Raw genomic sequence first — 25,559 nt, 5'->3', positions numbered from 1 at the left:
ATGTCTACTAACACGACTTGATAAGTAACATGTTGTAGAAACTTGTAAACGAATGAGAGAGTACTGCTAGAATATGAGTATCACTATAACATTATACATTGTTGTACCCATACCGTAAAGAGTAAATTGAAAATACATTCCAAATATTTCCGAAATGACCACTTTTCATTGCATCAACTCATCTGTACATATGTATAGACGTATGGGCTAAGAAAAAGTTGCGTAAACTATATATCTTTTTTCAATAAACGCAAAATCATAAATATGGAAATTGTTGATTTAATCATCTATATACTAGTATAGCTTGTACTAGATTTGAAGTCGATACCAAAGTTTTACCATCAAAAACAATAAACGGTACGGATTGATCCGCACCGTTTATTGTTCGTAGCTTAATTGTAGAGGATTGGTAGCTTCTTCAGATCAGTCATGACACGAGTCATAATAATCGCCGCATCACTGCGAAGCATTCTAGCCTTCGGATCGTACATATATCCAGCCTTTGGATCTGCTGTACTAATCGGCTTCCCAATAATGAAGCCCTTCTTCTGAATTGCTAATACCGATGGAATAGCATAGAAGTCAAAGTTGCCTCCATCCTTGAACGCTTTATCTAGCTGAGCCTTCGCTTTCGTTGAGCTCGTCTCCAGTTTCAATTCTAGCGCTCTAGCAAGAATAACGGCTGCATCCTGTCTAGTCAGCTGTGCATCTTCATCGAAGAAGCCTGGTCGAGTACCATTAACAATACCTGCTCGTGCCGCCGTCTCGATATAACGATAATCATAGATCGCTTCAGCGTTACTTGCATTGGTCATGGTCTCTGGGTAATACGTAAAATGTAACGTTCCATCATAACTCAATGGCAGATCGAGCGCTCTAACAATCATACGCGTGAACTCGCCACGGGTAACATAACGATCTCCACCGAATTGCGATACGGGTTGGAAAGCGTTCATAACTCCTTTGGCATAGATGGCTTCCATCGCTTCACGAGCATAGCTGTGGTCGATAATGTCATTGTAGCTACGTGTTAGCTTAGTTACAACATAGTAGCCAAACTTAGTAAATGGTACTGTAATTGTACCTTTCTTCGTATCTACTACGCCACCAACATTTTCCCATGATAGCTCTACTGGGTCAAAGCGGAATACAGTAATTGTAGTTCCTGCACTAGCAACAATATTTTTGTCATACGTCAATGTTAATGAACCAATATTACTTGGCAATAACTCACGATCATATTGTCTATGTCGACTTGCAAAGTTATTGTGATAATCCCCTTCAATGTTAGGGAACGGGAATGGATCAAGTCCGGTTGTAATCGGGTCAAACTTATTCGTTGTAAGTGGGTCATCAGCTAATCCAGCATCAATCCAGTACATCGGACTTGCTTTAATATAACGATTTGCAATATCTTCAAATCCTGTTTTCACCCATAGATAACCCGTTGAATTACTTTCAGCCGTGTAGTTAGGCGCTTGACCATCATACATATGACGATCTACGATTCCATCCTCGGAGTTGGCAATGGCGAACATTAGATTATGACCATTAAACACTTGCGTTGCATAATCATCCGTCTTATTGAACTCAGATCGGATAAGATTTGTACCTTTCGGGAACGTTAGCGTTAAGCTATTATTGAAGACTTTATGTGAATTTTTCATTGTCTCCATATATTGCGCACCTGGTATATTCGTAGGCACATACTTAACTGTGATCGTATCCGTTATTGTTGTATCACCTCTAGTAATGGTGAATGATATTTTAGTATCTTTATTCGGCTTCAAGTCAGTAATAACTGCTTTGAATGCATTTACTCTTGAATCTGCTGTCTTATTATAATCCAAGAACACTACTTTTTCAGCTTTCACTTTATTAACGACAACAGACTCAGCACCTGGAGAGTTAATAATGAATTCTACAAAGTTTTGATTCAAAATACGTTCTTCTGTTACTGGAGACTTGATCGTATACGGAATCGAAATCGGATTGATCTCTAGACGATACGTAGCACGAGGTCCAGCTTTTCCTGCGTTAAATACAGAGATAACATAAACTAACGGACTTCCATCCTCTGGCATCTTCTGACCAGTAATGTCAAAGAAGAAGCTTTGCAGTTTTTTATCATAGTAGAATGAAATATCAGCATCAGGGCTTAATACTTTAACACCATCATTATATACCCATGGCAAAGCATCACCTTCCAACGCTGCGCCAGTTATATTAAGCTTCGTTTTATTTTCGTCTACTACTGCAAATTCATGCTTCCCAAGATCGAATTCTATAGGATCATCATTCTTCCAGTTCGGATTCGCTATTGTTACAAAATAATTTCCTTCGCTAACGCTATCCATTCCGGCATAGACAGAATTCTCACCTGTACCAGGCTCTGTCCCCAAATCAATAAAATCGAATGTTCCATATACGTTGAATTCTGCTTCTTTCGTCGTATAAATACCATTTGTAAATGTAAAATTCGGATCATTACCTACTGGCGGCCATTCTTTTCCGACAGAATACGGATAAACGCCATCAGTTTTTTCAGCTGGAATAACTGGAAGATTGGTTGGAACAACACTGAATTTTATTGTACTTTCATAACTATACGAATCCGTATAGAACATGAATTTCAGCGTGTTTTCCCCTGCCATATTCATATAGGCAAATAACTCAGCCGCTACAGTGGCATCAATCGAAGGTGTAGTACCTATCATGATAACTTTACCATTCTCATCAATGTCAACACCCTTGGGACTGAATAACGGCGAATTCTTCAAATTCTGATTTGCTGGTGAGTACGATTCAAGATCTAGCTTAACGTTATTCAAATATAGAAATGCTGTTGTTTTCAATGAACCTTCATCAGCATATCGAATATCTTTTTCATTAGCGATATTCATAATTCTACCGGAAAAACCGCCCAATCGTTCAATAAGATCTATCGGCTGATCCTTGTACGTATCATAATTGACAGCCATTCCATCAACGATACTTTCAAATTTCACATATGGTCCATATTGCAGCTTGAAGATTGCGGATTTCGTATTAATAACTGTATTAGAGCCAGCTCCATCAGTGACATTGAACTTCACTGTGTTGGTGCCTGACTTTTCCAAGTTGTCAAATTGCAGGAACACGCGCAAATAATCTTTTGACACACCATCCACTATCTTTGTAACCACTTCTGTAAGCGGCGAACCATCCTTAGCTGTAATAACTTTATAAAGATACGTTTTATTGTTTATTTCAACTTTGATACGATCGTTCAAGCCAGCCACATCTGTTGATAATTCACCATAGTTAGCAATTAATAGCTCCACAGCCATAGGAACAGAATATACTTCAACTCCACTGCTAGGAATGACAGTACCTTCTAGCGCTTTAATCTTGTTATCATTAGTTGCTGCTACACGGTCTGAGACTGCTTCATCCTTAGTAGTCATCGTATAATCGAAGCCTGTCAAATAATTAATTTCTGAGATATAAGGTAAGTTACCATTAAGCAAAGTGAATTTGCGTTCCCCAGAAACATTATATCTTTTGCCATTTGGTGCTTTCAGCTTATATTTGATTGGCGTATTATAAGCTAATGCCAAGCTACTTAGATCAAATGAATAATTTACTGTTACAAACTTAGAGCTTTTGTCGATAATTTCAGGGTTTATGTCACCAATTACAATTTCAGGATTCGATGTTATACCATCAAATTCTATAGACATATTTTTCTTTAAAGCCGCTTTTACTGCAGCATCGACTGCTGTATTTGCTGTACTGTCCGTTAAGTCGACACTATAATCCACTAACGGGTCCTGCGTTACAGGAAGATTCGCAACATCATATAACGGAAGGGCAATAATCGCCTTACCTGTAAGTGTTAGAGCTCCTATGTTATCTACGTGATATTCCCCATTCAGCTTAACGTCATAGCTATTCGTGCCGTCAGATATTTTCTCGTCGTAATGTGTTACTTCACCATTGTATAACGTTACTAGACGAGATGTTTCAATAATTTGTCCACTATTGGCAACTTTGAAATTAATCGTGTTCATACCTTTTTTAATAACGATATTAGAAGCCAAAAATTTATAATCCGTTTGACTGACATTGAACTCGAAGCTTTCCCCATTAACGACAAGTGTGATTCTGCTTGCGTTCGGAGCATTACCAACAATGGTAACTGTACTTGTTGCTGTAGGAGTAGTCGCGCCAGAGTAAAGCATCGTTACGCCACTTTCTGCTACGTCATAAGTTTGATTTTCAAAATGAATTTGCATATTATTCAGCATCGGGCTATCAAGATACTGAATGTAGATGTACTCTTCCACTAGAGAAGTACCTGCAACACCTTTGAATGTAATTTTGTTAATCCCAGCAAATAACCCTACACTATTCACTGTAATTGAATTATTACCTGTAGTCGTAATACCCGTTGAAATTTCTTGCGTAGCATTGAGTACTGTATCACTACCTGCCGTTACTTGCTCCACCTTGTAACTGATGGAAGAGCCTACTATTCCATTAATAGTCCCCGTTAAATCGACATACTTACTTGAAACCGTTCTTGCCGAGCCCTTCAGATCTTTCTCGTTCGGGAACAAGAAGTAGCTACCTGCAGCTTCAGCTTTGTTGGGCGCTCCGTACACTGGAAGCATTGATATTAATAATGCAAATGATAAAACAATCGACAATATTTTTTTCAAGTGAATAACTCCTCTCTGACAACCTTATTTATTATTTATCTCCTATATGGACTGCAGATGAATGCAGAACATATGTGACAATATATTGTAGCGCTTGATACTCCTTCCCACAATTTACATGTCCTGTCTAACATTAGACGCAAATATATCAAAAAAGTTCCATACTTTATTATATCGGTTGAAGTGTTACTCTTTTTGAGGGATTAGGAAATGAAAAAACGACTAAACATAAAATGTTTAGTCGTTTTTTCATTTTTATGATGTTATTTATCCTATTCGCTACGTGATTCTGCATTGACTTTACCTAGCTTTAAGCCCATCTTCGTAAGCAGGTTAATGACTGGTCTTCTTGATTTGTCGACAATGCCGATTACTTCTGCACCAATTTGTAGGAAGAAGATGACTAGGCATACGACGGCAAATGTAATCCAGTTCGCTCCATTGAATTTAATAACGGCCGATTGAATAATGGCCATTGCACCGAAGATTGCAGCAATACCCCAGATCATTAATACCGTTTTGCGATGACTGAAGCCAAGATCCTGCAAACGGTGATGCAGATGACCTTTATCAGGTGCAAAGATTGGTTTTCTGTTCACTAAACGACGAATAATTGCGAAAAACGTATCCGACAGTGGTACTCCAATAATAAGTAACGGAATAACAAATGATACGAGCGTAATTTGCTTAAAGGAGATCATCGATAACATCGCTAGACAGAAGCCTAGAAAAAGTGATCCTGAATCGCCCATAAAAATTTTGGCTGGATGAAAATTATATTGTAAAAATCCGATAATACCACCAAGTAATAATGTACTCATCAAAATAACAGGCTGGAAGCCCATAATAATTGCCATAATAAGTATCGTAGTAATTGCAATACCTGATACGCCTGCTGCCAGACCATCAAGCCCATCAATAAGATTAATGGCATTCGTTACCCCTACAATCCATAGAATTGTAATTGGAATACCGATCCATTCCTTCAAATGCTGCATATTCTCGCCGAATGGCAAGCTAACAAAGCTAATATGAATATCGAAGCCAAATACTACAACACAGGCAGCGATAATCTGAAATAGAAGCTTAAGCTTAGCCGATAATTCAAAACGATCATCCAGTGCGCCTGTTACAATAATAATTGTACCGCCAACAAGCATCGCCTTCAAAAGATTAAGATCTTTCGGTAGCAATGTGCCTTCAGGAATTAAGGCAATAACGCAGAAAAAGGCTCCAACAAATGCAAGATAAATAGCAAGGCCACCCATACGTGGCATAATTCTCGTATGAACTTTTCGATGATTGGGCTTATCAATTGCTCCAACCATAAATGCGAACTTTTTCACCAATGGTGTCATCACCAAGGCAATTACAAGTGCAATTACAAAACCAACCGCATATACTGCTCCAATTGGCATAATAATAATTCTCCCCCTCTAATACGTACAAGTGGAAACAGCTGATCGCGTTGTGCTTATCATTCGCAAGTAGCCATCAACTTATCCAAGGTCTTGATGCCAGTTCTTTATATCAAGCATCAAACAGAATTATACTCCCCAACAAGGTAAATTACTACTATCGTTTTTTAGAAATTCGACATTAATTTGATGAAATAACGTCGTTTCCTAATTATTTTGTAATATTATCGCGATTTCGCATCACTTTAAGCATAAATCTTGGAATAACCATCATTCTTGGTAAACGTGTTGGTTCTTGGACTAAGCGGAATAACCATTCCAGTCGTGATCGTTGCATCCATTTCGGTGCCCGTTTCAATTGACCTGAAATAACGTCAAAGCTTCCTCCAACACCCATAATAAGAGGAACCCCTAATGGCTTACGATGTTTCACAATCCACGGCTCTTGCGTCTCTGCACCTCTAGCTACAAATAGTAGCTGTGGTTGCAGTGCGGCTATTTCTGCCACAACTTCAGCATCCTGGTCAGCAGTAAAGTAACCATTACGATAACCGACTATTCTAACTTGAGGGTATTGCAGCTGCAATGTTTTCGCAGCCGATTCAATAACAGCTTGACTCGTACCAAGTAAATATACTTTCCAATGATGCTTTTCACCCTTATTCATGAGCTCATGAATAAGCTCAATACCGGTCACTCGTTCTGGAATTGGATTGCCACCTTGCTCAGCTGCCCACAGTATTCCCGAGCCATCCGGTACAATCAGATCTGAACGAAGCATCATTTCTTTGTACTGTGGCTTTTCTAAAGCACTCATTACCATAATGGGATTGGCTGTTATGACATGGGTTTGGATATTCGCTTCAATACGGTCAGTTATATACTCCACTGTTTCTTGCTTACTCATCGTTGAAAATGGAATACCAAAGATCGGAACTTTCGGGATAGGCTTGGTCAAAAGATCACCTCTATATATTTTGACGCAAAAATTGGATCAATTGTTGCGCTGGTTTCTGAGATTGTTCAATAAGTTGTGAAATATAAGGTTCTTTTTCCGTTTTCCACTTCGCTTTATCATCTAATAATTGCACCATTTGCTCGGTAAATTGATCAGCATCCAACTGGTCTGTCGTTCCAATTGGCACGGAATCGATACGCTCAAGAAATTGATCAATTTTCGGATCATAGCTTAACCCAAGTAATGGCACTCGTTGATTAGCCGCATAGATTAAAGCATGAAGTCGCATACCGAATAAGACATCACACTGTGAAACAGCTAATAACATCTGTTGCGGATCATCCTCGACATCAGCAATTTCTACCGTACTTGAATCATTTAGATGAGGTACGATGAGATCATGGACATAACGAGATGCTTCCACATCATCAGGCATATGGAACGGCAAGAAGCGAATATGGACATCACGTTCATTAATTAATTTGATTAAGGCTTCTACAATATAATCCAGTTCTTTGCGATCGCTGGGCCAGAAACGAACGGATACACCAATAACAGGCTTGTCCTGCTCTATTACTTTCCAATTTGTCTGCTGATCGGGAAGTGGCATACCCATTACTGGGTCGGGGACTACCTCTATCGGTTGTTTAACTACGCCAATATTACGCAATAACCGTGCAGATTGCTCGTCTCTCACTGAAATATAACGACTTTTCTTCATAGCTGAAGAAATGAAAGGGAACATTGCTCGAGAATTGACTGGTCCAAGTCCTTGTGCATAGATAAAGGTTGGTTTGCCTAACCACTGAGCAAGCTTAATGACTCCAGTATAATACGGAATAGTCTTCTTGCCCGTTGCATCTTGTAATAAACTTCCTCCACCACTTATCAATGCATCTGCTGACTTTATGGCCTTCCATAGAGAAGCAGGATGCATACGTGGCATGGACTCCACACCATACATCGCAGTAGTCAAAGCAGGATCATTACTTAATACAATAGGAACAATCGTTACGTTTGCACGCTCACCTTGTTCTTGCAGGGCAAGTAGAATGGAACGAAGCACCGCTTCGTCCCCACTATTGCGAAAACCGTAATAACCTGAAATTACAATTCTAAACGTTGTCGAATTGGAGGCCATACCCATTTACGCCAAACTCCTTCCAATACAATCCAAATGCCGATAAGAATTAAGCCGAAGATGATACCTACACCAAGTCCTAATCCCGTACGAATGATAGAAATTAGTAATGGTGTATGAATATGTGTAAATGTACTTACCATCGTCAACTGACCTAGTGTTCCAACAATAATTAATAACCAAGCAGAACGATAACGAAGGGCAAGGAATAGACCTAATAACATCGGTGGATGTCCCAGCATAAATTCTTTGAAACGTGGACGTACTCCCACGCTCGATTCTAACCATCGACGAACGATTAATTCTATTGCAGGTACTTGACCACTATTACCAGTACGGCTTAAGTAGTATAACCCTATAGCTGCTAACACAAGCGCAATAACAACCCATAGCAGTGTAATTGGTTTCACAAGAATATTCCATAGTCGAGATAGAACGCCCTTGGCACCATTGCCTTGATATAAAAATACATAAATTGCTACTAGAACAATTGGACCAATATGAAGTGCACTTACACCGCGGAATTGCTCAAGCACTAATCGATACGTCACGTTATATAACAAACCAAACACTAACGGAACAGAACTTAATGTAATGCATGTCCCTACAACGAACCAATTCAAAGCAAGTCCCAAACGGCGAGTAGCAGCAATGTCAGGGAATATCCACTTGCGTTGCTCCAAGCTTCCTTCATGAATCGGTGTTGTACCGCCTAATGTCCATTCATTGCCTCCGACCATTCGGCGCTCACCTATCGTACGTGCATAGATGCGATTCATAATCCAGATGACCCCTAGTGTCGGTCCACTAATTGCTGCGCCCAATGCTAAAGCTTGTTCCAATAGCGCACTATTCAGAACATAGAGACCAGCAGATCCGATTAGACCTAGTAGAAATACGATAATCTGACTGCCTGGAATGAATGTTGAAATCAATAAAGTAATGATCGCAATTGCGCCAAGCACTACAATCATCCGTACATATTTCACCCATGTCGGATTCTCATACGTAAATGCTTCGGCAATACCTCCAGGATAATCATTAGCGGCTAACTGCGCAATTACTCCTTCTTGCCCTGCAAGTGTACTCGTAAGCTTCTCAACAGAACTTTCAAGTACACCAGTGTTACCGTTTGATTTGATCCCAACATTCAGGAAGAATATGCGAATGTTACGATCTTTGGCAGCTAATAAGAAGCGATCCGCCATACCTTCTGTAGTCATCGTAAAGCTATCCTCAGCAGATAGAGAGTACACGCGAACAATATTATAGTCTGTACCATAAGCAAGCTTATTCAAGCCTTCTTGTGGTGCTTTCAAATTCTCAATAATGCTTACGCCGATATTATATTTTTCAAGAAGTGCAGCATATTGCGTCAAGCTTTTCATTTCAGCTTGATCCGTAGCACCTTTTGCTTTAGAGCCATCAAAAATAATACGTGTAACACCATGTTCATTCAGACGAGCAAGCTGTTCTTCTGCCCATTTCACATCATATGGTTGAATACGATCAGAGAAGCGTGCTACGATATGGAATCCCATATCAATCAGCTTATCAATCGTCATCGGATCAAAATCTAATGTTTTCAATGTAGCAGCATTTACTGCTTCATTGATAATAAGACCCGATCTACCTTTATACTCATAATCTGTTACACTAACCCCTTGACGTTCAAATTCACGTTCAATAATCGGTGAAATTTCAGTAGCAGCTTGCTCACTACTGAAAAGAACGTATGTATGATTAACATTAGTATTGAGTATTTCACCTTGCAAAGCAGCCATTTCTTTCTCAGAGTAATACACTAATCGACCTGATTGCATTAAGTCCTTCAAAGAACTTTCATACAAAGACATCGATTGAACACCCGCGGCTTTTAGATTAGTAAGCTGCTCGTCCATATATTGCGTAAAGTCTAATTGATAATTCGCTATTTCCTCTAAGTCTCGATAATCAAATACATACTCAACCGTGTTAGCGGAACTCTCCATCTCAACCCGTAAAAAGCTTAGTGGAATTGCTGCTATAACGCCTATTAATGTAATCACCCATAGACAAATCTTAGCCTGTCTACTCCAACGCTGCCATAGTGTGCGCACAAAAGCCCTCTCTTTCTGCAGAACCATCATTGAGCAAAACATAGGCCACCTTATTATATAAGAGGTTGTTCAAAAAGTAGACTTTTCGAACTTACACTAGTAAGTAAAGATGGCAACCTAATTATACGTTCTATACTATAAAATGCTTCATTGATGCGATCTTTATTAAAATAATTAAAATCGTTAAATTTTAGACTGTACGTATACCTGTGCCTAGCAATAAAACACAACCCAGCAACGTGTACGGTTCAAGTACACAAGCGAAGATGACCATTTCACCGTCGACTACACTACAATGCGTTACATCGTGATCACAAGTGGACGATTTGAATATCCTATTCCAATCAAGGTCAAATTGTTCGCTTGTCAGCATCAAGAAGATGGAACGCTACTTGAGAAAGGCGGAAGCGCAAGTGTACGTGGTTGGTACACGCGAACCGTACTTTCCAAGTTCGTTTCATCTTCGCCGTCGACTATGCTACGTTAGCATAACCATCGTGATCACAAGTGGACAATTTGAGTTACATCTATAGAGAGTCTACTCTTTGCATTACTGCTGTAGATATACTCTCCTGTTTGTAAATCGAATCCTCTGTGGAAGAACCCTTCACCGCGAAATATACTTTAATTTTCGGCTCGGTACCGGATGGACGCAAGCAGAACCAAGAACCGTCTGCAAGCATATATTTCAATACATTCTCAGGACGTAACCCTTGAATACCTTTGGAGTAGTCAAGCACTTCAGTTACAGCTACACCAGCAATTTCCACAGGAGGCTGCTCGCGGAAGCTATTCATAATGGCAGTGATTTGCTGTACGCCATCGATTCCTTTCAATGTACGTGATTGTTGTGTTTCAAGATAGTAACCGAATTGTTGGTACAATTCCTGTAAGACATCATACAATGTTTTGCCTTGTGTACTATAATATGCTGCAGCTTCACAAATTAACATCGCTGCAACAATGGCATCTTTATCGCGTGCATACGTACCAGTAAGGTACCCATAACTTTCTTCATATCCGAATAAGAAAGTTTTTTCGCCTGACGCTTCGTAAGCCGTCATCTTCTCACCAATATATTTGAAACCGGTCAGCGTATTTTCTACAGCGGCACCATAATGCTTAGCAACCGCTTCACCCATCTCACTCGTTACAATTGTTTTGATGACCACGCCGTTATCAGGTAATTGTCCACGTTGCTGCAATTGACTTAACAAGTAATGAATCATTAACGCTCCCGATTGGTTACCTGTAAGTACAACATATTCACCTTCATTGTTTTTCACAACAGCACCCATACGGTCTGCATCAGGATCAGTACCAACAATAACATCAGCACCTACTTTTTGAGCAAGCTCGATAGCAAGTGTAAATGCTTCTTTCTCCTCTGGATTTGGAGATTTGACTGTACTGAAATATCCATCGGGTTGCTCTTGCTGCGCTACAACGTATACTTGTTCAAAACCTGCAGCCGCTAATACATCGCGAACTGGTTGATTACCTGCACCATGAAGCGGTGTAAATACTACTTTGAAGTTTTTGCCTAGATCGCCATGTAGTAGCTCTTGATTGACACTTTGTGCTACAACAGTTTCAACATAGGAGTTATCGATTTTCTCATCAAGCCATACTAAAAGACCAGCATCTTCAGCTATTTGTTGGTCCATACGCTTAATTTCATCGAAGCTTTCAATACGAGCAATTGCCGCAATGACCTTTTCTGCATCCTCAGGTATTAACTGACAACCATCAGCGCCATATACTTTATAACCATTATATTCAGGAGGATTGTGACTTGCCGTTACAACAACTCCAGTGTTTGCCTGTAACTCACGAACGGCATAAGACAATTGCGGAGTAGCACGAAGTGAACTGAATAAATATGTGCGAATTCCATTAGCAGCCAATACAAGTGCAGCATCAAGCGCAAACTGTGGTGAGTTATTACGTGAATCATGTGCAATAACTGCTGATGGTGATGCTACATTAGATTCCAATAACCAGTTCGCTAGTCCTTGAGTAGCTTTACCGACTGTATAAGCATTAAGACGATTCGTACCTGCACCCATAACACCACGTAAGCCACCTGTACCGAATTCAAGATCGCGATAAAAACGATCTAAAATCTCACCATCTTGACCTGACAACTCTTGTAGCTCTTGCTTAGTAGCTGCATCAATATTACGATCATTCAGCCATGACTCATATTTATTCAATACTTCTTCATTCAACAATTGTCCCATTACCAATAACCTCTTTCTATACTGTAGTTCTTCTATTTCTTAGTTGGATCGGATAGCGCAAACATCAATTCGCCTTCTGCAACGACTTTACCGTCTACTTTAGCTGTACCTTTACCTTTGCCAATAGATCCTTTAAGTCTTGTAATCTCCACTTCTAAAGTAAGTGTATCGCCAGGCGTCACTTGACCGCGGAAACGGAATCCGTCAATACCAGCGAAGAATCCTAACTTACCTGCATTACCTTCAACCGTAAGCATAGCTACAGTACCAACTTGAGCCAACGCCTCTACAATTAATACTCCCGGCATAACTGGATAACCTGGGAAATGCCCTACAAAGTGGGGTTCGTTCATTGTAACGTTTTTGATACCTACAGCCCTCACACCTGGTTCTACTTCCGTAATGCGATCTATAAGTAAAAACGGCGGGCGATGTGGTATTACATTCATAATTTCATTGATATCCATCATAGTATATTTTACCCCTTCCAACATTATCATTATTTTTTGTATAAAAGTGTGTCGTTATCCCTATACTGATATTACCCCTCATTGTCCTGCAGGTAATGAAGGTTGAGATAAGAGACTTGCTTTTTAGAATAATATTCTAAAGGGTAGGTCTCTTGGTATATTGATTACAGTAACCTTCAACTATTATAGACTACCTCACGGAAAATGAAAACTTTTCATCAAGGTTTTCATTGGCTTGGGCGCATAAAAAAAGAATCAGTCAGCAATCGCTGACTGATTCTTTTTGCGCTCATTATTTATTAAACTGAAGATTAATATATTTTCTAAGTTTCAGCGAAAATCAAATCCCACATATGCTTCCACGTGCTCCACTCAAATACATCTTCCTTCGGTTGACCACCGACTATAACATAGCCAATGTAAAGGCCAGTTAACAGCATGGCAATCATAATGATCGGTGCGATGCATTTACGAATGATCCAAAATATTGAACTAGCCCACCACGGCATTTTTTTGGTGGTCATTTCCTTTTCTACTTCGACTGGAACCTCTTCTTTAGCACTTCGTGCGGCAGATTTGTGTTTGTCAGAACGGGAAAGCAGCATGCTTCTTTCCGTGTCATCAAGCACCCTATTTTCACCTAGGCTTGAAGACTGCGCTGTTCTATTCCGATCCGCCACTTCATGTCCGCTTTCTTTCATTGTACAATCACCTTCGTCCTATATGTTACGAGCGTAAGTTATTAGCTAATTGCATCATCGTATCACTAGAACTTAAAGCTCTTGCAGCTAACTGATAAGCTCGCTGCACTCTAACTAAATCTGTCATTTGTGTAGTCATATCCACATTAGATTGCTCTAGGTAACCTTGGCGAATTGCAACTTTATTATTACTGTTAGGAATTATTCTAGCAACAACTTCATCTACATTCAAGCCCGCCGATACAGCATATAAGTTATCCGATATAGCAGTCATCGCATCAGGTCTAACTGCTTTAACAATATTAATAGATCCTACGTTAATTGTCCCACCATTATTAACAGCGAGTACCGTTCCATCCGTCTGAACCTGTATATTATGTCCCTCTGGAATAATAATCGGGCCTGTTGAGCCGTCCGCTAATGTCCCAGACACAGCATAGCCTTCACTTGTTGTAAGCACTCCTTGACCAGCAGCATTCATACTAATCTGGAATGAGCCATCTCGCGTATATGCTTTTGTTCCAGCATTATCAGCAATAATTTCGAATAATGCATTACCTTCAATTGCCATATCGGTCAACACATTGGTCTGATTAAGTGGCCCTTGCGTAAAATCCGTTGCAATTCCCGTTACGCGCGAACCCCAACCTTGATTGAAACCAAGTGGAGTTAAGCGACCATCAAGTCCAAAAGCTTGTGGCTGTTCTTTTGTAGTCGTCAATAGATCATCAAATACAGCTGATTTCGATTTGTAGCCGACTGTATATTGGTTGGCAACGTTATCGGAAATCGTATTAATTTTATTTTGATAGGCATTCATGGAATTGATCGCATTAATCATCGAGTTATTCATTATAATTTACACCTCACTAGAAGATCATCCAACTTATCTGAGTTCATTAGATTCTCCCAATTTCATTCGCAGATTTTTGCAATGTTTGATCATAATACTGAACGATCTTCTGATTCGCCTCATATGCACGAGCTGCTATCATTAGATCCACAGATGCTTGTGCCATATCCACATTAGAAAGCTCAATATAACCTTGCCTTACTTCCACTTGAGCGTTATCCGCAATAGCCTCAGCAGTGCCGGAAACTAATCGGAAATTACCATCACCTTCACGAACTAATCCGTTAGGGTTCTCTATTTGAGAGACTAAGAGTTGAATGCCCGTATCTTCACCATTTGATGTAACAAGACGACGATCAGCAGTTAATGTAAGCTCATTAATACTTACTCCTGCTGGTAATACGATTGGCTGATTGTTCGTATTAAGTAAATGATCACCATTATTTGTAAGCAGATTACCTTGACTGTCTACAGTAAATTGGCCACCTCTAGTATATCGCATCTCTCCGGAAGCATTCTGAAGTGTGAAGTATGCTTGCGGCTGATACGTAATTTCACCGTTTTGAGCGATAGCTTTCCCTGATTGATCAAAGTTCAATCCATCTACTAAAATATTAGAAATAATAGCAAAATCGTTCGCATTATTCGTCTGTGTTACATCACCTTGCGAATGATACGTTAAACTTTCTTCACCAAATACCGCACCTGTCCACGTTCCAATGGTTTTATTCCCATTGTTTTCTACACCCGTCACCTGTAATAACATTTCGTTAAATGAACGCAGTGCAGTTGTATTCTGTTTATATCCGGCTGTTTCTATATTAGCTATATTATTTGTAACAGTATCGTGACGTCGCTGCTGACTAATTAAGCCAGATGCAGCGGAATAGAGCCCTCTAAGCATATTGCCCCTCCTCATCATCTCATAATTCTATTATATCATTATCGGATAAAGAAGACACAATGTGAATAGCGCTATCGCATATTACAATAAATGGAATCGCCGATACTACACAGCAAGTGTACGTTACTAGTACACAAGCGGACAATTTGAACTACCTATACAAGTGAGTAGTGCTTCAGCACGTCCCCCTGCGACGCCCTACCTGCACCCACTCGTCTCATCTTGTATAGGTATAGTAACTATTAACGTCTAAGCTTGTCCAGGTTGTCCAGTAGAATGCCTGTACCTTTCACGACACAATGCATTGGATTCTCTGCGATTAGTACAGGAACCTTCAATTGGTCGGCAAGTAAGGAATCAAAGCCACCTAATAATGCGCCACCACCAGTAAGGATAACACCGCGATCAATAATATCTGCGGATAACTCTGGAGGAGTTTGTTCTAGAACGTATTTTGCTGCAGATACAATGGACATAACTGGATCCCAAAGCGCTTCACGGATTTCGTTGGAGTGGATCGTAATCGTTTGTGGCAAGCCAGTTACCATATCACGACCGCGAATATCCATTTCTTCCTTTGCAGCATTAACCAGTACAGTACCGATGCGAATTTTAATATCTTCACTCGTTCTTTCACCAATAAGTAACTTGTACTTGCTCTTGATGAATTTCATTATTGATTCGTCAAACTTGTCACCCGCTACTTTAATAGAAGACGCCGTAACAATATCGCCCATAGATAGTACAGCAACATCTGTTGTACCACCACCGATATCGACGACCATATTGCCGCTAGGCTGGAAGATATCCATTCCAGCACCGATAGCGGCAGCTTTTGGTTCTTCTTCTAGGTACACTTCTTTGGCACCACTGCGCTCAGCGGCCTCACGAATAGCCTTCTGTTCAACAGAAGTAATATTCGTAGGCGCGCAGATCAAAATACGCGGACGTGAATACCAAGTACGTCCATCGACACGATGAATAAATTCTTTCAACATAATTTCCGTAATATCAAAATCAGCAATTACACCATCGCGCAATGGACGGATCGCAACAATATTACCAGGAGTACGCCCTACCATACGATGTGCGTCTTCGCCAACTGCAAGCACTTTTTTTGTATCACTTTCAATAGCTACTACAGAAGGTTCGTCTAATACAACACCCTTGCCCTTTACATGAATCGATACGTTTGCCGTACCCAGGTCAATACCAATATCCTTACTAAACATTAGGCTCTAGTCCTCCAACGAATAATGTAATCATACTTAGCGTATCTCCACTAACCGGAAATAACCGTTATCTAACATTATTCGCCAAAATGACAGAAAATCCTCTCTTAGAAAAAAGAAATTATAATAGTATTTCTTTCTTAGGCTCCGGCGATACTAATAAATCATTTGGTATGTCCTGCAGTTAGCACCTCCCGCTTCTTCGGCGCACTCTTTTTATACTTGATTTTTGTTGCTTCGCCGCCGCGTAAATGACGTATTGATTTGTGATATTCAAGGATATGCTTTACTTGATCAGCTAGCTCAGGGTTAATTTCTGGCAGTCGTTCTGTCAAATCCTTATGCACTGTACTTTTGGATACTCCGAATTCTTTGGCGATCGTTCGTACCGTTTGTTTCGTTTCCACAAGACAACGGCCTATTTTAATCGTACGCTCCTTGATGTAATCGTGCACGCTCCCGCCTCCCTACTCGTATTAAGTTTGGTACATTATATGAGTGGGGCGGGCAGATATTCTCTATGTATCGTGAAATGAATGCGAAGAAGTTATTCTTTCTAGAAAAAATAGCTTTTCCTTATTGAAAGTGAAGCTTACATTATGCGAATTTTTCAGCGTTTATGACTGTTGAAAAATAAATAAAGGCACATCCCCCGAAAATGGAAGATGTGCCTTTAGTGAAGATGTTGACTGGAATATTGTTATTGTACGATGTAGTCGTTCGGATTGACGTTGACGCCATTCAGACGAGCTTCAAAGTGGAGATGGTTACCAAGATCACGTTCAACATCACTGCGACCAGCTTTCGCAATAATTGTACCTTGAGTAACTTCATCTCCTTCTTTCACCGTTACTTCAGATAAGCTTTGATATACTGTTATAAATCCATTACCATGGCTGATTTCTACTTGGTGTCCGTTAATAGGATTTGATTCTACCAAAGTTACTGTACCTGCTAATGCCGCCTGTACATCAAACACTTTGCCTTCTGGATCAGTAAAGTCGATTCCCATATGTGGAACGAACGTCGTGTCCACTTGAATTAAAGCCGCTTCGCGCTCTGTCAATGTTGCTTGCGCATCATAATATGGAATTTCAACTTGTAGTTCATCTACATTGGCAACCGGCCATTGCATATCTTCACCAGTAGCCGCGATTTCTTCCGTTGCATCTAAAGGGTCTTCCATAGCAACGTCGGTACCAATAACACCCTCTGTTCCTTCAGTTACCTCTGTACCTGCTGTAGGCTTGTCGGTATTAGCATCCTGGTACGCCCACAGTAAGGTAACGATAATTGCTGCCGTGATCATGAACAATGCTGGAGAAAACCATTTCTTCGATAGCAGCCTTTTGAATCCTGAGCCCGACTTTGCAACATGAGAACCTCTCTTTTCATTTTTAAGAGATTCATCTGTTGATTTTGATTTGTTTTGATTATATTCACTCATTAATATCACCTCAATAGCCATTGTTACCAATCTGACTATCTTTATACGTGATATATACTATTTTTTAATAGTTATTTACAAGCTTTGAAGCTTGTTCAATATGAACGCCTTTATAATAGTAGGTGACAATATCTTTTGCTAGATATCCTGCTTGCGCCATGCCATTCGCTCCCCATTGACTCATACCAACACCATGCCCATAACCATAGGTTGTAAATGTAATCGTCCGTGCCTTCTTATCCTTCGTCCAAGTAAAATGAGTGGATGCTAATCCTAGCGATTGCCTGAGCTGCTTTCCTTCAAAAGTTTCCCCATTAATAGTCAAGCTAGCAATACGATTACTATTAGTATGCGTCACATTGGAAATATTCAACTTATCATTGTTATTTGCTGCTAGACCAAGTAATTGATATAGTTGCTCATAGCTAAACGCTACTTCTTGTTCGTAGCTAGGTGAAATAGATTGATCCCATTTACTTTCAACACTTTGTAAATAATCTATCGCATGGCCCCAATAATTCTCTGCCGCTTCTGTATACCCATTACTTGTCGAAAAAAACACCGCTTCGATCGGTTCTTCGTTATATATTAAAATTTGACCCTTAGTTTCTTCTAATGCTCGTGTAAATTTTTCAAGCGTCATCTTATTACGTTCATCTGCCTCATACGTCAGCATATGTTCATTGCTCCAATAGACTTGATGTTGCACTGTATCTGTTACAATATAGGGCTCACCGCTTTGTTCATGTTGTTCTATATTAGAAGTGTTTATCATCCGACGTACAATGTAAGTCCGTACCGCCAGCATTTGTGCTTTAATCGCCTCTTCTTCAAATGAGCTCGGTATTTCCGCTAACGTCACCTGCAGCACATATTGTTCCAATGGAACTTGTTCAACGATTTGCTGCTTAGTAAGTAATACAGTAATCATGGGCTGCTCTGTTTGTTGATTCGCTTGGCTATGCTGTTCATGCTGAAACCCCATTGCCATTCCATAGTTCCATATGTTGAAGCGATTGGATGATGCTACACTTGAATGTTCTGATAATTGTTCATTCAACATACCATACTGTGCTAGCGCAGGCATCTCAACCGTTGTAGCTCTATCTATGTCTAGCTGATTGGATGGCTGCGTAGCTCGCGCTATTAACATACTGACTACCAATATGCTGCATATGACTAATAGAGTAATTATCATTGATCTTCTACTAATTTGCGTAATAGGCTTTCTATGCCTATATTTCAAATGATCCACTTTCCTCTCTGCCTAGTTTCTCTCATCTTTCATGCTATAGCCTATGAATAGATTTACTAGAATAGAATAGTAATGCGAAAATAGAAGATTAAAGATTATTCATATTAGAATGGATCAAAATAAATGATCGTGATTACGATTCGCTTTTTCAACATGCTAAAAAGGGTGAACATTGTACTCGTATCATCTACATGAGATACGAATAAAATGTACACCCTTGAATAATTATTATCACATTATGCCATAAGCTCTTGTACAATTGAAAAACGCTTCTTTTCTTTAACTGGTGAAGATAACACTTGCTCTTCAGCCTCAATACGCTCAATATTCGCGCCTAAAGAAGCTAACTTGCCAGTAATATCGACGTAACCACGATCTACATGGTGAAGACCCGTTAAGACAGTTTCACCCTCAGCACGTAGTGCAGCACATAATAATGCAGCTCCAGCACGTAAGTCCGTTGCGCAAACCTTTGCACCTGTAAGTGACGTATTCCCTGTCACTATAGCAGTTCGGCCATCAACTTTAATTGTTGCAGACATCTTTTGGAATTCTTCTACATGCATAAATCGGTTTTCAAATACCGTTTCTGTAATGACACTTGTCCCTTCAGAAATTAACAATAATGCCATCATCTGTGACTGCATATCGGTAGGAAATCCAGGATGCGGTAATGTTTTCACATCAACCGATTTCAATTTCTTTGGCGCACGAACATGAATACCAGCATCACTACTCGTAATCTGAACGCCCATCTCCTCTAGCTTAGAAATTACAGGAGCTAGATGATCAGCAATTGCACCTTCGACCATTACATCTCCGCCTGTAATCGCGGCGGCAATCATGTAAGTACCCGCTTCAATACGATCAGGAATAACCTGATGATGAGCACCTTTAAGTGACTGCACACCTTCTATGCGAATAATGCCTGTACCAGCACCACGAACTTTGCCGCCCATAGCATTAATGTAATTAGCCAAATCAACAATTTCCGGTTCACGTGCAGCATTCTCAATAATGGTTGTACCATTAGCCAATGAAGCTGCCATAATAATATTCTCAGTTGCACCTACGCTAGCTACATCCAAATAAATTTTAGCACCATGTAGTCCATTGGGACAAGTTGCCTCGATAGCACCATGTTCCAAATTAATAACAGCTCCCATAGCTTCAAAGCCTTTTAGATGTTGTTCAATTGGTCTTGAACCAATAGCACACCCACCTGGCAGTGAAATTTTCACTCTGCCGACTCTTGCTAATAACGGACCCATCACTAGAAATGATGCACGCATCTTACGAATAAGCTCATAAGGCGCTTCTGTCGATGTAATCTGTGGAACAGAGATGCGCATTGTTTCCTGATTATATTGTTTTATAGCACCTAATGAAGCTAATACCTCTTGAATCGTCATCACATCATCAAGAGCAGGCACGTCAGTTATTACACTTTCGCCTTCAGTCGCTAACAATGAGGCAGCAAGAATAGGAAGTACTGCGTTCTTTGCACCACTTACACGCACTTTTCCCATTAATCGTTGACCTCCGCGGACGATAATCTTTGCCATCTTACGTCCCTCCGCGAATCATAATTTTCCAAAAAATATTCCATGGAATCCCATATTTGTTCGCAAATATGCATCCACTAATCTTCATCTTAACATCTTTGGCGATCAATCGACAAGAAGAATTTTCTAATCTAAATTTTTTGTCGTATTTGTTCACATCCTGATCACAAACGGATGTTTTGAACTACCTTTGAGCTTATTTATATCAAGTGTTTGCATCTTTGCCTCCAGTTATTCGACAAACTGCTGGAGCATTGTGGAGTAACCCCAATATTGCAAAATAAAGCTACCTAACAAATATCCAATGACAATAGCTATGACTACTTGCAGCATACGCGATTTTATGCTGGTATGTTTTTTCAAAATTTTATCCCAGCGAATTTCTGACATAATAATCCATACGAAAATAATAGACAATACAATAAGTACAATTGAAAATAAACCTTCTACTCCTGTAGTCATACTACAACCTCTTTCTATACAATAAAACTTATAACAATAAGAACTAAGCAACAGCCCATTAATAATATGCGGGCATTGCGGGATTTCAAAGTCGTTAATCCATTACGATCTGATGAGGTCGATAAGCTTCGGCGAGCGGATACTTGTTGCGTATCACTTACGAGATATATGGCAGCTAGCCAATCCAACCACATTTTCAACATCATAAGATGCAGCAAAGCCCATACCGTTAGCAATCCAAAATTACCCTGCTCTAGCCATGTACTAATGGCAGTAAGCTTCACTTGAAACAGCGAAGTAAACGGTAATGCCATCCAATGCATAATAAGCCATAGCATCATCAATGCTAATCGCGGATCACGATAATATAAGCCCTGCCATTCCGATATCGACTTACGTTGTTGCGGCTCGTTAAAGCTACGAACGCCCAGCATCGTGGCTACTAGCAACACAATATAGACGACTACATATAGCGTAAGATCTAGCCCATTCATTGTATACCCTGACCTATAACTAGAAGCGATGATAACAACAAGTGCAAGTAGCTGAAATAATGTCTGCCAATATATTAAGGCACTTATTCGAGTGTTTTTCCGACTAACTAACCCAATCGCTAGCATCATAAGCAAAGCAAACACAATGATAATATTCGAATGTTCACCGAGTGTCGTCCATATCGCAATAATTCCCCCGATATCCCATGCAGCAGCTACCCCAATATCATTCCACATATTATAAACAGTATGTAATTCTAGCTCCAACATATCTGCAACGACAATTGGATAACATCCAATCAATATCATAATAGATAACAATACAATAATCGGAATTGCTTCAGTGAAGCGCATATCTTTGAACTCGCTACTCGGTATATTCGATTCATGTCGTGTATTCAGTACATTCGATGCATCTAATTTGCCACGTTGCAGCTTATACAATAGTTGAACCGCAACTAACACACTGCATAGCATACCAAGCGTAACCATTACACTAATCCAGCGACTAGTCGGAAACGTCAAAATGACTGCATGAGCTGTACCGATGAATTGTGATAATCCTGGAATACCGAGCCACGCACAAATTGTAGCAACTAAGCTGCCACTTAGAAAAGGTGTATTCATCAATACCCCGCTTAATGGCTGAATCTGATCTGTCCCCGTTCGTTCAATGATCGCAGCTAATAAGAAGCATAAGAGCGAGCTTGTCGCTACGAAGGATAATAGATGCAGCAGCGATATCGTTAAGCCTTGCTCCGACATCGTAAGCATAAGAATACCGATGAGCGACATTTGCCCCCATACCCCGTAAGCAAACCAACCTCTAAGCTGCTGTTGCTTCCAAAGCAGCATACAAGCATATAGAAATTGAATACTTAATATCCATAGTACCGCTTCACTAATGGACGCCAGCAAATCGAAGAAATATATGCTACCGATTCGATAAAGCACATACCACCCTGTGATCGCTATCGTTCCACAATAGAGCATGAGGACGACCATATGACTTTTGCGAAATAGGGCGATAAACCAGTGATGTGCCCCTATCATTGGTAGCATACAAATTAATGCAAGGACAAACAGTACAAACGCAGCTTGCCGTACTTGTTGTTGGTCAGATTGCTCATCTAACAAATGCTCCTGCATCATATAGCTCGCTTCATTCGTTAATGACAATTGATATTCATAATCACTTTCATTCGTATGTAAAGTTGTAAGCAATAAGCTACTCACTATCAATAGGACACAAGCTGTTAGCTGTCTTATCGCAAACTTTCTTGCTACAATAACACTGCCATCTTGTCCCCATATGCCAATAAGAAAGAAGATAATGATCGCTAGTATAGCAATGAGACCGATAAGTAACAATCCTTCGCGCGCCATAAATAGCGTAAGTAGTAAGCTTTCAGCAAGCATAATTAATCCGTAAAATAGCTTCTGGCGCTTCTTAATATATACACCTGCACATGCAGTAAGCACGATAATGATCGTAACGAACAACATCAGCCATAAAGAAACCGCATCTAGCCCTAATACCAATGTAGCCGGTAAAGAATGTTGCTGATTGGAAAGCAGTGACAAACTATGCAGTGATATCGTAAATAGCTCTAAGGAATCCGTATGTGAAATTTCATAGATTAATATGAGAATCATGAATATCGGTAGAACTGTAATTGATATCGTCATCGGGCGAATGATTCGTAGCGATGAACGCCGTAGTAACATAAGTGCGATAACCCCAAGGAGTGGAATAACTATTAGACCTATTAACATCAATTGAACCAATGTCATCCCCTCCACATCCATGTATATAGTCCAGTCAACAAAGTAACAATTATGATCATCCAGATCGTCGCACGCATTATTGTCGTATTTGCTGACATATGACTTATTCTGCGCAATGGATATAGCAACCAGACAGTACACAATTGGTATAAAATATGTTCAAGCATCGCCACCCATTGCACGATGTATGAACCTGTTTGAATAGCTGCGCCTCGAATACTTCCCGAAAATTTATTCGTATATTTACCATCGTCAGTCATCAAACGCTTTTCCACTTTTTCATTCCAACGCTTACTATATAGCGGACCTAAGGAAACAACTATACCTATTATTATAACAATCCATAAAGCAGGCATTAGATTAACGTCAATGCCGATCTGTTCTTCCAATAGCGATAGTGAATGCTTGCCCGCCATAATTGGCGATGCTGTGATAAGATCAGCAAATGCGATAAGTGTATATATAGGAACAAAAACAAAGCTTAATGTACTAACAAGTAGTTGAACCATCGACTGCCCAGAGCGAACTAATCTAAACCTATGTAAATACGGAAATAGTCCCGTCAAACAAATAACACTAACGACTATAGATAATGACAACCAAACTAGCATCGCTTCTGTAAAATGTTCAGCCTGCCCACCAAATACATTTTGCAGCATCGTGAATTGTAATGATGTGTCTGGCATGTACCAATATAGGACGACAATTACGACTAATAAAGCGGTATGTGCAAATAACTGAGATAATACGTAGCGCCATAGTAACGTCTGATGACATTCAACGCTTGGATGTACTAACATGAGATATACACTTACACTAACTAATACTGAGCATATATAGAAAACTAAAATGCTGTCTGATAGCAGTATACCGCTCAATCCGAACATAAATAAGCTCATATAAGCGTAGATTGATGAGGCGAGATTTGGAGTTTTTTTCTGAATCGAAATAATATGTATAAGGAAGTATATTCCTGTTATTAATACTAGTAGCCATGTTTTGAGATCAGTAATTTCATAGCCTATCGCGTAATAGACTTCACCAACAACTAACCAGTCTAGATGGAAACTATAGTCTAATGTATGTGGTCGTAATCGCTCAATGAGCACAGTAATTGATAAGCCAAAGGCAAGCATAGCAAATACGACATTAACAAGGGCTCCCCCTTGCTTCATGCTTTTGCCCACAGTAATAATCGTGATGAACGCTGCGATATATAATATAGGAATAAGCCATACCTCTTGCGAAAACATTGCCAACTTGCCTCACCTCAATTGTTAACAGTCACTACATATATTACTATACTTCACTAATAACTAGCTACCTATTACCGTAATAACAAGCCAAGAACAAAAAAACTGATCGCCCATTTCGGAAGTTCCGAACGGACAATCAGCTTTCTTATTTTATAACATGTTTTGTATGCAGACGATTCATTGCACGCTGTAATGCTAATTCCGCTCTTCTGAAATCAATTTCGTCGCTTTTAGCAAGAGCTAGGCGCTGCTGCGCGCGTTGCTTCGCTGCTTCTGCACGTTCAATATTAATATCTTCAGATATCTCAGCACTTTCAGCTAGAATAACTACTTTATCTTTACGAACTTCAATAAAGCCGCCATTTACTGCAATTTCATCTAAACTACCATCACGCTTTATGATAACAGGAGCAATCTTCAATGGTGTAACAAATGGAATATGATTAGCCATAATGCCTAATTGACCTTCAACACCAGTTACCGTCACCAAAGTTGCTTCTTTCGCATAAACTTTACGTTCAGGCGTTACAATTTCAACTAGAAACGTACTCATGTGGATTCCTCCCACTC

General features: G+C 39.9%; 20 protein-coding genes. 1 reads left to right on the top strand and 19 read right to left on the bottom strand.

The genetic code is table 11. The annotated features are described in order from the left end of the window. Positions 1-392: 392 nt before the first annotated feature. From AC1TPB_RS15375 to AC1TPB_RS15355, 5 genes are all read right to left on the bottom strand, one after another. Positions 393-4,703, bottom strand: a complete 4,311-nt coding sequence (locus AC1TPB_RS15375; RefSeq protein ID WP_482077305.1) for an S-layer homology domain-containing protein — start codon at positions 4,701-4,703, stop codon at positions 393-395. 272 nt (positions 4,704-4,975) lie between these two features. Further along, positions 4,976-6,121: a glycosyltransferase family 4 protein gene (locus AC1TPB_RS15370; RefSeq protein ID WP_482064263.1), complete on the bottom strand. Its 1,146-nt coding sequence runs from the start codon at positions 6,119-6,121 to the stop codon at positions 4,976-4,978. A 211-nt stretch (positions 6,122-6,332) separates the two neighbouring features. After that, positions 6,333-7,079, bottom strand: coding sequence for a WecB/TagA/CpsF family glycosyltransferase (locus AC1TPB_RS15365; RefSeq protein ID WP_482077304.1), 747 nt, complete (start codon positions 7,077-7,079; stop codon positions 6,333-6,335). Positions 7,080-7,089: 10 nt separating this feature from the next. Beyond that, complete coding sequence (gene csaB, locus AC1TPB_RS15360; protein WP_482077303.1) at positions 7,090-8,226, bottom strand: polysaccharide pyruvyl transferase CsaB; 1,137 nt, start codon at positions 8,224-8,226, stop codon at positions 7,090-7,092. Then, entirely contained in the window at positions 8,187-10,319 is a 2,133-nt protein-coding gene (locus AC1TPB_RS15355) for a DUF5693 family protein (protein WP_482077302.1), read from the bottom strand. Before AC1TPB_RS15355 ends, csaB begins: the two co-directional genes overlap by 40 nt. A 295-nt stretch (positions 10,320-10,614) precedes the next feature. Between AC1TPB_RS15355 and AC1TPB_RS15350 the strand changes: the two genes are divergently transcribed. Then, positions 10,615-10,806, top strand: coding sequence for a hypothetical protein (locus AC1TPB_RS15350; RefSeq protein WP_482077301.1), 192 nt, complete (start codon positions 10,615-10,617; stop codon positions 10,804-10,806). A 40-nt stretch (positions 10,807-10,846) separates the two neighbouring features. Here AC1TPB_RS15350 and AC1TPB_RS15345 read toward each other — a convergent pair whose 3' ends face one another. From AC1TPB_RS15345 to AC1TPB_RS15280, 14 genes are all read right to left on the bottom strand, one after another. Continuing rightward, a complete protein-coding gene (locus AC1TPB_RS15345) occupies positions 10,847-12,562 on the bottom strand; it encodes a phospho-sugar mutase (protein ID WP_482077300.1) in 1,716 nt (571 codons plus the stop codon). 32 nt (positions 12,563-12,594) lie between these two features. Further along, complete coding sequence (gene fabZ, locus AC1TPB_RS15340) at positions 12,595-13,032, bottom strand: 3-hydroxyacyl-ACP dehydratase FabZ (RefSeq protein WP_482077299.1); 438 nt, start codon at positions 13,030-13,032, stop codon at positions 12,595-12,597. A gap of 323 nt (positions 13,033-13,355) precedes the next feature. Next, positions 13,356-13,733 (bottom strand): DNA-directed RNA polymerase subunit beta, encoded by a 378-nt coding sequence (locus AC1TPB_RS15335; protein WP_482077298.1) that lies wholly within the window; start codon positions 13,731-13,733, stop codon positions 13,356-13,358. A 25-nt stretch (positions 13,734-13,758) separates the two neighbouring features. Further along, positions 13,759-14,586 carry a flagellar hook-basal body protein gene (locus AC1TPB_RS15330; protein ID WP_482077297.1) on the bottom strand — a complete coding sequence of 276 codons (828 nt, stop codon included), beginning with the start codon at positions 14,584-14,586 and terminating at the stop codon, positions 13,759-13,761. 46 nt (positions 14,587-14,632) lie between these two features. Next, positions 14,633-15,490 carry a flagellar hook-basal body protein gene (locus AC1TPB_RS15325; RefSeq protein WP_482077296.1) on the bottom strand — a complete coding sequence of 286 codons (858 nt, stop codon included), beginning with the start codon at positions 15,488-15,490 and terminating at the stop codon, positions 14,633-14,635. 242 nt (positions 15,491-15,732) lie between these two features. After that, positions 15,733-16,722: a rod shape-determining protein MreB gene (mreB, locus tag AC1TPB_RS15320; protein ID WP_482077295.1), complete on the bottom strand. Its 990-nt coding sequence runs from the start codon at positions 16,720-16,722 to the stop codon at positions 15,733-15,735. A gap of 164 nt (positions 16,723-16,886) precedes the next feature. After that, positions 16,887-17,177, bottom strand: coding sequence for a sporulation transcriptional regulator SpoIIID (gene spoIIID, locus AC1TPB_RS15315; RefSeq protein WP_482064273.1), 291 nt, complete (start codon positions 17,175-17,177; stop codon positions 16,887-16,889). Positions 17,178-17,422: 245 nt separating this feature from the next. Then, on the bottom strand, positions 17,423-18,169 hold the full coding sequence (locus AC1TPB_RS15310) for a peptidoglycan DD-metalloendopeptidase family protein (RefSeq protein ID WP_482077294.1): 747 nt from the start codon (positions 18,167-18,169) through the stop codon (positions 17,423-17,425). A 64-nt stretch (positions 18,170-18,233) separates the two neighbouring features. Continuing rightward, positions 18,234-19,322: a stage II sporulation protein D gene (spoIID, locus tag AC1TPB_RS15305; protein ID WP_482077293.1), complete on the bottom strand. Its 1,089-nt coding sequence runs from the start codon at positions 19,320-19,322 to the stop codon at positions 18,234-18,236. Between the two features lie 338 nt (positions 19,323-19,660). Further along, the gene (gene murA, locus AC1TPB_RS15300; RefSeq protein WP_482077292.1) at positions 19,661-20,989 is read right to left on the bottom strand and encodes a UDP-N-acetylglucosamine 1-carboxyvinyltransferase; all 1,329 of its coding nucleotides are present in this window, start codon (positions 20,987-20,989) and stop codon (positions 19,661-19,663) included. Positions 20,990-21,220: 231 nt separating this feature from the next. Then, positions 21,221-21,451, bottom strand: a complete 231-nt coding sequence (locus tag AC1TPB_RS15295) for a DUF1146 domain-containing protein (RefSeq protein WP_482064277.1) — start codon at positions 21,449-21,451, stop codon at positions 21,221-21,223. A 14-nt stretch (positions 21,452-21,465) separates the two neighbouring features. Continuing rightward, positions 21,466-23,733 carry a proton-conducting transporter transmembrane domain-containing protein gene (locus tag AC1TPB_RS15290; protein ID WP_482077291.1) on the bottom strand — a complete coding sequence of 756 codons (2,268 nt, stop codon included), beginning with the start codon at positions 23,731-23,733 and terminating at the stop codon, positions 21,466-21,468. Positions 23,734-23,735: 2 nt separating this feature from the next. Next, entirely contained in the window at positions 23,736-24,992 is a 1,257-nt protein-coding gene (locus AC1TPB_RS15285) for a hypothetical protein (RefSeq protein ID WP_482077290.1), read from the bottom strand. Between the two features lie 142 nt (positions 24,993-25,134). After that, complete coding sequence (locus AC1TPB_RS15280; RefSeq protein ID WP_482077289.1) at positions 25,135-25,542, bottom strand: F0F1 ATP synthase subunit epsilon; 408 nt, start codon at positions 25,540-25,542, stop codon at positions 25,135-25,137. Positions 25,543-25,559: the final 17 nt, after the last annotated feature.

The sequence above is a fragment of the Paenibacillus sp. Y951 genome (assembly GCF_056786395.1).
This window is presented reverse-complemented; position numbering and strand designations above follow the sequence as displayed.

Bases quoted from the DNA above. Each gene is read 5' to 3' on its own strand.
- AC1TPB_RS15310 (WP_482077294.1), bottom strand. From the start codon at position 18,169: ATGAGTGAATATAATCAAAACAAATCAAAATCAACAGATGAATCTCTT.
- AC1TPB_RS15280 (WP_482077289.1), bottom strand. From the start codon at position 25,542: ATGAGTACGTTTCTAGTTGAAATTGTAACGCCTGAACGTAAAGTTTAT.
- spoIID (WP_482077293.1), bottom strand. From the start codon at position 19,322: ATGTTAATAGCGCGAGCTACGCAGCCATCCAATCAGCTAGACATAGAT.
- AC1TPB_RS15345 (WP_482077300.1), bottom strand. From the start codon at position 12,562: ATGGGACAATTGTTGAATGAAGAAGTATTGAATAAATATGAGTCATGG.
- AC1TPB_RS15330 (WP_482077297.1), bottom strand. From the start codon at position 14,586: ATGAATAACTCGATGATTAATGCGATCAATTCCATGAATGCCTATCAA.
- AC1TPB_RS15295 (WP_482064277.1), bottom strand. From the start codon at position 21,451: ATGACTACAGGAGTAGAAGGTTTATTTTCAATTGTACTTATTGTATTG.
- murA (WP_482077292.1), bottom strand. From the start codon at position 20,989: ATGGCAAAGATTATCGTCCGCGGAGGTCAACGATTAATGGGAAAAGTG.
- AC1TPB_RS15350 (WP_482077301.1), top strand. From the start codon at position 10,615: ATGCGTTACATCGTGATCACAAGTGGACGATTTGAATATCCTATTCCA.
- csaB (WP_482077303.1), bottom strand. From the start codon at position 8,226: ATGGGTATGGCCTCCAATTCGACAACGTTTAGAATTGTAATTTCAGGT.
- AC1TPB_RS15370 (WP_482064263.1), bottom strand. From the start codon at position 6,121: ATGCCAATTGGAGCAGTATATGCGGTTGGTTTTGTAATTGCACTTGTA.
- fabZ (WP_482077299.1), bottom strand. From the start codon at position 13,032: ATGATGGATATCAATGAAATTATGAATGTAATACCACATCGCCCGCCG.
- AC1TPB_RS15325 (WP_482077296.1), bottom strand. From the start codon at position 15,490: ATGCTTAGAGGGCTCTATTCCGCTGCATCTGGCTTAATTAGTCAGCAG.
- mreB (WP_482077295.1), bottom strand. From the start codon at position 16,722: ATGTTTAGTAAGGATATTGGTATTGACCTGGGTACGGCAAACGTATCG.
- AC1TPB_RS15335 (WP_482077298.1), bottom strand. From the start codon at position 13,733: ATGAAAGAAAGCGGACATGAAGTGGCGGATCGGAATAGAACAGCGCAG.